The 352-nt window shown below is 39.5% G+C and carries 1 protein-coding gene; it reads right to left on the bottom strand.

What is annotated here, in order from left to right; all coding sequences use genetic code 11:
* Positions 1-265, bottom strand: a 265-nt coding sequence (locus tag FLQ44_RS21785; protein WP_500692565.1) for an uS7 family ribosomal protein, incomplete at its 3' end; no start/stop codon positions are given.
* Positions 266-352 lie beyond the last annotated feature (87 nt).

The following is a 352-nucleotide window of genomic DNA, read 5'->3' as shown; positions in this document are numbered from 1 at the left end:
CCGGTACTTGGTAAGTAGAACCGCCAACACGACGAGATTTAACCTCTACTGTCGGACGTACGTTTTCTAACGCTGCTTCGAATGCTTCTAAAGCTTCTTTACCGGTACGTTGTGCTAAAGTTTCTAAAGCACCGTAAATAATTGATTCTGCTGTAGATTTTTTACCATCTACCATTAAAACATTAATAAATTTCGCAAGTAATTCTGAACCGAATTTCGGATCTGGAAGGATTTTGCGAGGTTCAACACTACGACGACGTGGCATTGCAAATACTCCGTTTATATATTCAGGATAATCCAAAACTCATCTATTGTGTGTGACTGCACATTACGATTGACTGGAGTTTATGGT

The organism is Vogesella mureinivorans, assembly GCF_007644035.1.
Classification (GTDB): domain Bacteria; phylum Pseudomonadota; class Gammaproteobacteria; order Burkholderiales; family Chromobacteriaceae; genus Vogesella; species Vogesella mureinivorans.
Note: the sequence above shows the minus strand (reverse complement) of the source record. Positions and strands in the feature narration are given on the sequence as shown.